Origin of the sequence: Methylobacterium symbioticum (genome assembly GCF_902141845.1) — a bacterium.
GTDB lineage: Bacteria > Pseudomonadota > Alphaproteobacteria > Rhizobiales > Beijerinckiaceae > Methylobacterium > Methylobacterium symbioticum.
Map to the genome: position 1 here is coordinate 1 of NZ_CABFPH010000185.1, position 5,344 is coordinate 5,344.

Annotated in this window: 6 protein-coding genes and 2 pseudogenes; 6 read left to right on the forward strand and 2 right to left on the reverse strand. The window is 71.1% G+C overall.

Going from position 1 to position 5,344, the window contains the following annotated elements; translation table 11 throughout:
* From MET9862_RS28230 to MET9862_RS28250, 5 genes and pseudogenes are all read left to right on the forward strand, one after another.
* Nucleotides 1–514, forward strand: a pseudogene (locus MET9862_RS28230) (DUF3426 domain-containing protein); the annotation flags it as partial.
* Nucleotides 515–591: 77 nt separating this feature from the next.
* On the forward strand, nt 592–1,161 hold the full coding sequence (gene hpt, locus MET9862_RS28235; protein ID WP_142586207.1) for a hypoxanthine phosphoribosyltransferase: 570 nt from the start codon (nt 592–594) through the stop codon (nt 1,159–1,161).
* Nucleotides 1,162–1,332: 171 nt separating this feature from the next.
* A complete protein-coding gene (locus MET9862_RS28240; RefSeq protein WP_142586208.1) occupies nt 1,333–1,698 on the forward strand; it encodes a response regulator in 366 nt (121 codons plus the stop codon).
* Nucleotides 1,699–1,891: 193 nt separating this feature from the next.
* Nucleotides 1,892–2,137, forward strand: a complete 246-nt coding sequence (locus MET9862_RS28245) for a hypothetical protein (RefSeq protein WP_142586209.1) — start codon at nt 1,892–1,894, stop codon at nt 2,135–2,137.
* An 86-nt stretch (nt 2,138–2,223) separates the two neighbouring features.
* On the forward strand, nt 2,224–2,577 hold the full coding sequence (locus MET9862_RS28250; protein WP_142586210.1) for a hypothetical protein: 354 nt from the start codon (nt 2,224–2,226) through the stop codon (nt 2,575–2,577).
* Nucleotides 2,578–2,614: 37 nt separating this feature from the next.
* Here MET9862_RS28250 and MET9862_RS28255 read toward each other — a convergent pair whose 3' ends face one another.
* Nucleotides 2,615–4,288, reverse strand: coding sequence for a formate--tetrahydrofolate ligase (locus MET9862_RS28255; protein ID WP_142586211.1), 1,674 nt, complete (start codon nt 4,286–4,288; stop codon nt 2,615–2,617).
* Nucleotides 4,289–4,548: 260 nt separating this feature from the next.
* Entirely contained in the window at nt 4,549–4,767 is a 219-nt protein-coding gene (locus tag MET9862_RS28260; RefSeq protein ID WP_142586212.1) for a heavy-metal-associated domain-containing protein, read from the reverse strand.
* 222 nt (nt 4,768–4,989) lie between these two features.
* Here MET9862_RS28260 and MET9862_RS28265 point away from each other — a divergent pair.
* Nucleotides 4,990–5,344 (forward strand): annotated as a pseudogene (locus MET9862_RS28265) (EAL domain-containing protein); the annotation flags it as partial.

Here is a 5,344-nt window from a genome sequence, read left to right on the forward strand (position 1 = left end):
CGCGCCGCGCCGCCGCGGGCCCCGGACGCGCGCCAAGAAGACCCCCCGGCGCAGGACGCTCTCGCCGGCCCTCGCCGCCGGGCTCGCCCTCGCCGCCGTGCTGCCGCTCGCCTGCCTCGCCCGGACCTCGGTGGTGCGGGCGGTGCCGCAGAGCGCCGGTCTCTACGCCCGCCTCGGCCTGCCGGTGAACCTGCGCGGCCTCGAGATCCGCGACGTGGTCGCCTTCCGCAATCCCGCCGAGGCGGGACGCCCGGCCGAGCTCGTGGTGGAGGGCGACCTCGTCGGCCTCGCCCGCGACACGATGCCGGTCCCGCCGCTCGCGGTCGAACTGCGCGACGAGGCCGGCACGGCCTTGCGGATTCTGCAGATCCCGGCACCCCGCTCCGGCCTCGCCGCGGGCGAGACCGCCCGCTTCCGCGCGCGCTTCGCCGACCCGCCCGCGAAGGCGCGGGGCCTGCAGCTGCGCTTCGCCGAGGCCTCGGCGGCCGTGAAGGATCCGGCCCCGGACCCGTGAGAGCCGGCCGGCCCGGCGCCGCGCCGCTGGCGTGAAAAGACCGTGGCCGCCTGCGTGAAAAGATGGTCTAAGGCGGCATGACCACACCGTCCCGCCGCGTCCGCGTCCTGTTCGACGAAGCCGCCATCGCCCGGCGCAACGAGGAGATCGCGGCCTCGATCGTCGCGGCCAAGCCTGAGAACCTGCTCGTGGTGGCGGTGCTCAAGGGCAGCTTCATGTTCGCGGCAGACCTGTTGCGGTCGCTGCACCGGGCCGGCCTGTCGCCGCAGGTCGAGTTCGTCCACCTGTCGAGCTACCGCACCAGCACCGTCTCCTCCGGCCAGGTCGAGATCCTGCGCGACGTGCAGAGCGAGGTGCGAGGCCGCGACGTGCTCCTCATCGACGACATCCTGGAATCCGGCCGCACCCTGGTCTTCGCCAAGGACCTGCTGATGGCCCGCGGCGCGCAGCGGGTGCTGACGGCGGTGCTTCTGGAGAAGCCGGGCAAGCGCGCCGTGACCATGGATGCGGATTTCGTCGGCTTCACCTGCCCCGACGTGTTCGTGGTCGGCTATGGCATGGATGCGGCCCACGCCTTCCGGCAGCTGCCCTTCGTCGGCGTGGTCGATTTCGACAGCACCGACGCCGATCTGTTCGACGGGTCCTGAACCCGGCGGAACCGACGGAGCGAGCGCGGCATTTTTGCCTCCAGGCCGGTTCTTGCACCGGCTCGCGCCGTCTCCTGATGAATCCCGGCTTGACAGACGGCCCGCTCCATCGGTGTCTTTCGAGCGGTCGCCGGTCAGGCGGTTCTCACGGCAGGACGAAATCGGACGGACATGGCGCGCATCCTGCTCGTGGATGACGAGGAGACGGTTCGGGGCTTCCTCAAGCGGGGGCTGGAGATCGACGGCCACGCCGTCGTCACCGCGATCGACGGCAGCGACGGGCTCGATCGGCTGAACGAGGCCGATGGCGGCTTCGACCTGATGCTCACCGACATCCGCATGCCGCTGATGGACGGCATCGCCCTGGCGCTCGCGGCCAAGCGCGACTTCCCGAACCTGACCATCCTGCTGATGACGGGCTTCGCCGACCAGCGCGAGCGCGCCCGCGGCCTCGACGCCATCGTCACGGACGTGCTGACCAAGCCGTTCTCGCTGGCGGATCTGCGCGCCACGGTGAACCGGGCGCTCGCCGCCTGAACGCCCGTCCGGCCTGTTCACGCCCGCTTAAGCATGGCGTTTGGGAAAGGATTCACGTCTGAAACCTAACATGCCTGCGCGGATCGATCCGCACGGGTAGGGTTCGCGTGGATCCATGGACGGCACCGGGCACCGATACGCCGACAGCCGCGACGCGGGAGACCGCGACGCCGCGTGGGACGACAGGTGCGACGTGCCCCGCCGCCGGAGCCGCCTCTCACGCCTGTTCGGGCTCCTGCGCCTCGCCCTGATCCTGACCCCGTTGGCGATCCTGCTCTACGGCTACCACGTCGCCGATTGCCGCCCCGGCGGACGGGAACTGGGCGGCGAGAGCCTGATCCAGGTTCTCCAGGCCGGAATCTGCGCCCGCGACGCGCTCGTCGGCGCCGTCATGTCCCTGGGAGACAATCTCAAGTTGATCCGTCGGGCCATCGACTGACCCGGCTCCGCTCCATCGACGTTTCGCGCCTCGTCCCGCCGCGCCCGCATCCGGTCGGCGGGCAGGCGCTTCAGACAGGTTGACCCATGGCGATGCTGCCACCCGAGCGCGAACAGGCCTTCGTCGCCGAGCGGTTCCGTGACCGCATGGCCCGCATGGCCAAGCCCGGAATCCTGCTCGGCCGGCGGAGCCGCGCCGGGCAGGGCGGCCGCCGGAGGTCCGGCTGGCGCGTCTGGCTCGCGATCGACGCGGTCGGCCTGCTCCTGGTCGTCACGATGATCGTGGTGTGGCCACCCCTCGGCGCCTGCCGGGACCAGGCCCGCGTGTTCGGCCTCCATGCCGGCGACACGATCGGGACCTGCACCCGCCGCGGCGTGGCCGAGCGCCTCGACCGGGCGGATCAGCGCATCAAGATGCTGTGGCGCGGCGCGGGCGGGTGAGGGCCGGCGGCGCCGGCCCCGATCTCCCGAACAGTCGTCAGAACAGGCCGTCGATCTGCCCGTTGGCGTCGAGGCGGATCGTGTCGGCGGCCGGAACCCGGGGCAGGCCCGGCATGGTCATGATCTCTCCGCAGATCGCCACCACGAAGCCGGCGCCCGCCGAGAGTCGCACGTCGCGCACCGCCACCACATGGCCGTCGGGGGCGCCGATCAGCGCGGGGTCGGTCGAGAACGAGTACTGGGTCTTGGCCATGCAGATCGGCAGGTTGCCGTAGCCTTCCTTCTCGAAGGCGGCGAGCTTCTGCGCGGCCTTGGACTCGATCTGGACGTCGGCCGCCCCGTAGAGCTTGGTCGCGATTGCCCGGATCTTGTCGGTGAGCTTGGCCTCGGTCTCGTAGGCGTAGGCGATCGGCTGCGCGCCGCCCTCGGCGAGCCGGACCACGGCATGGGCGAGCTGCTCGGCGCCCGCGCCCCCATCCGCCCAGTGCTTGCATGTGATGGCCTCGACGCCGAGCTTCTCGCTGCACAGCGCCTTCAGCCTGGCGTGCTCGGCATCGGTGTCGGCGTAGAAGTGGTTGACCGCCACCACCACCGGCAGGCCGAAATTGCGCACGTTGGTGACGTGGCGCGCGAGGTTCGCGAAGCCCTTCTCCAGCGCGTCGATGTTCTCGGAGCCGAGGTCCTTCTTGTTCACGCCGCCGTGCATCTTGAGCGCGCGGACCGTGGCGACGATGACGACGGCCGAGGGGCTGATCCCCGCCTGCCGGCACTTGATGTCGAGGAACTTCTCGGCGCCGAGATCGGCGCCGAAGCCCGCCTCCGTCACCGTGTAGTCGGCGAGCCTGAGGCCGGCCCGGGTCGCGATCACCGAGTTGCAGCCATGGGCGATGTTGGCGAAGGGGCCGCCATGGATGAGGGCCGGATTGCCCTCCAGCGTCTGCACGAGGTTCGGCTGCAGGGCGTCCTTCAGGAGCACGGTCATCGCGCCCGTGGCCTTCACGTCCTTCAGCGTGATGAGCTTGCGGTCGCGGGACTCGGCGATGACGATGCGGCCGAGCCGCTCCTCCAGATCCTCGAGGTTCTTGGCGAGGCAGAACACCGCCATCACCTCCGAAGCCACCGTGATGTCGAAGCCGTCCTCGCGCGGGAATCCGTTGGCGACGCCGCCGAGCGACTGGGTGATGGCGCGGAGGGCCCGGTCGTTCATGTCGACCACGCGGCGCCAGAAGATGCGGCGCACGTCGATGTTGAGCTCGTTCGCCCAGTAGACGTGGTTGTCGATCAGCGCGGCGGCCAGCGAGTGGGCCGAGGTGATGGCGTGGAAGTCGCCGGTGAAGTGCAGGTTGATCTGCTCCATCGGCACGACCTGCGCCTTGCCGCCGCCGGCCGCCCCGCCCTTCATGCCGAAGCAGGGGCCGAGCGAGGGCTCGCGCAGGCAGATCATCGTCTTCTGGCCGATGCGGTTCAGCGCGTCGCCGAGGCCGACCGTCGTGGTGGTCTTGCCCTCGCCCGCGGGCGTCGGCGAGATCGCGGTGACGAGGATCAGCTTGCCCTCGGGCCGGCCCTCCAGGGAGCCGATGAAGCCGTGGTCGAGCTTGGCGATGTGCTTGCCGTAATTGTGCAGCGCCTCGTCCGGGATGCCGAGCTTCTCCGCGACCTGCGCGATCGGCTTCAGGGTTGCCGCGCGGGCGATCTCGATGTCTGACGGCATGGTTTCCTCACCTTGGGTCCGCACGAGGCGCGTTGTTGTGCGTCGTGTCGCCAGCGGCCCCCGGTTTCCGGCCCGAGGGCGGCCGGATGCCCGTGCGTCCGCATCGCGACCGTGCTTGAAGCAGGATCGACGCAGGATCCAGCCAGTGTGCGTCAAGGCGCGGGGAAATGCGCGTCGAAATTTTTCGACGCGCCCGCAAATTAACTTTCGCTGGTTTTCGAGGCGGTTCGGAGGCGCGGCGCGCCGCCGGGCCGAACGCCTCAGCCGGTCATCGCGGTCGCGGTGTAGCCGGCCTTGGTCAAGGCCTCGGCGATCACGAGGCTCTGCGCCCGGGTCCGGATCGCGACGCGCCCCTCGGCCCGGTCGACCGAGACGGTCGCCTCCGGATCGAGCCGGCGCACGGTGCGGGCCACCGCCTCGGCGCAGCCGTCGCAGGTCATGCCCTCCACGCGCATCAGAAGGTCGGCGGTCTCGTCCATGGGATCTCCTGTCGTCGCGACCGCACGGATGTCGGCCTCCGCGGGCCGGGCCGCAATCCCCGCGCGACCGCGGAATGTCACACCGCCGCGAATTCCGCCTCCGCGCGGAGCCGCCCGCCTTGCCGGGTCGGCTGCCCTCGGCGACAACGGCCGGTGCTCCCCGATCCGGCAGGTCCGGCCGGGGATTGTCCCGCGTATCTCGTGTCAGGTGCCAGCCTAGCGATGTTCCGGTTCCTCGGCCGGCATGCGAGCCTTTGGGCCTTCGGGCTCCTGGCCGCCGTCGTGCTCGGGCCGCTCGCGGTGTTCCTGCCGCAGGCCGGGGCGCTGGCGCTCGCCGCGCTCGCGGGCCTCGCGGCGCTCGCCGCCCATGCCCGCGCCGCCGCCCTGAAGACGCGGTGCGACGTGCTCTCGCGCGAGGTCGACACCCTGTCCAAGCGCCTGTTGCGCACCGAGGCGGAGACCGGCGCGCCGGCGCGGCCGGATGCCGACCGGGCGGCCCTGGTCTCCGACATCGAGGATCTCTCGGTGGAGATCGGCCTGCTCAGCGGCATCGTGCGCGACCTCACCACCGTGGTCA

What these genes read in the sequence shown, in the direction of transcription:
- hpt (WP_142586207.1), top strand. Translation starts at nt 592, where the DNA reads ATGACCACACCGTCCCGCCGCGTCCGCGTCCTGTTCGACGAAGCCGCC.
- MET9862_RS28250 (WP_142586210.1), top strand. Translation starts at nt 2,224, where the DNA reads ATGGCGATGCTGCCACCCGAGCGCGAACAGGCCTTCGTCGCCGAGCGG.
- MET9862_RS28240 (WP_142586208.1), top strand. Translation starts at nt 1,333, where the DNA reads ATGGCGCGCATCCTGCTCGTGGATGACGAGGAGACGGTTCGGGGCTTC.
- MET9862_RS28260 (WP_142586212.1), bottom strand. Translation starts at nt 4,767, where the DNA reads ATGGACGAGACCGCCGACCTTCTGATGCGCGTGGAGGGCATGACCTGC.
- MET9862_RS28255 (WP_142586211.1), bottom strand. Translation starts at nt 4,288, where the DNA reads ATGCCGTCAGACATCGAGATCGCCCGCGCGGCAACCCTGAAGCCGATC.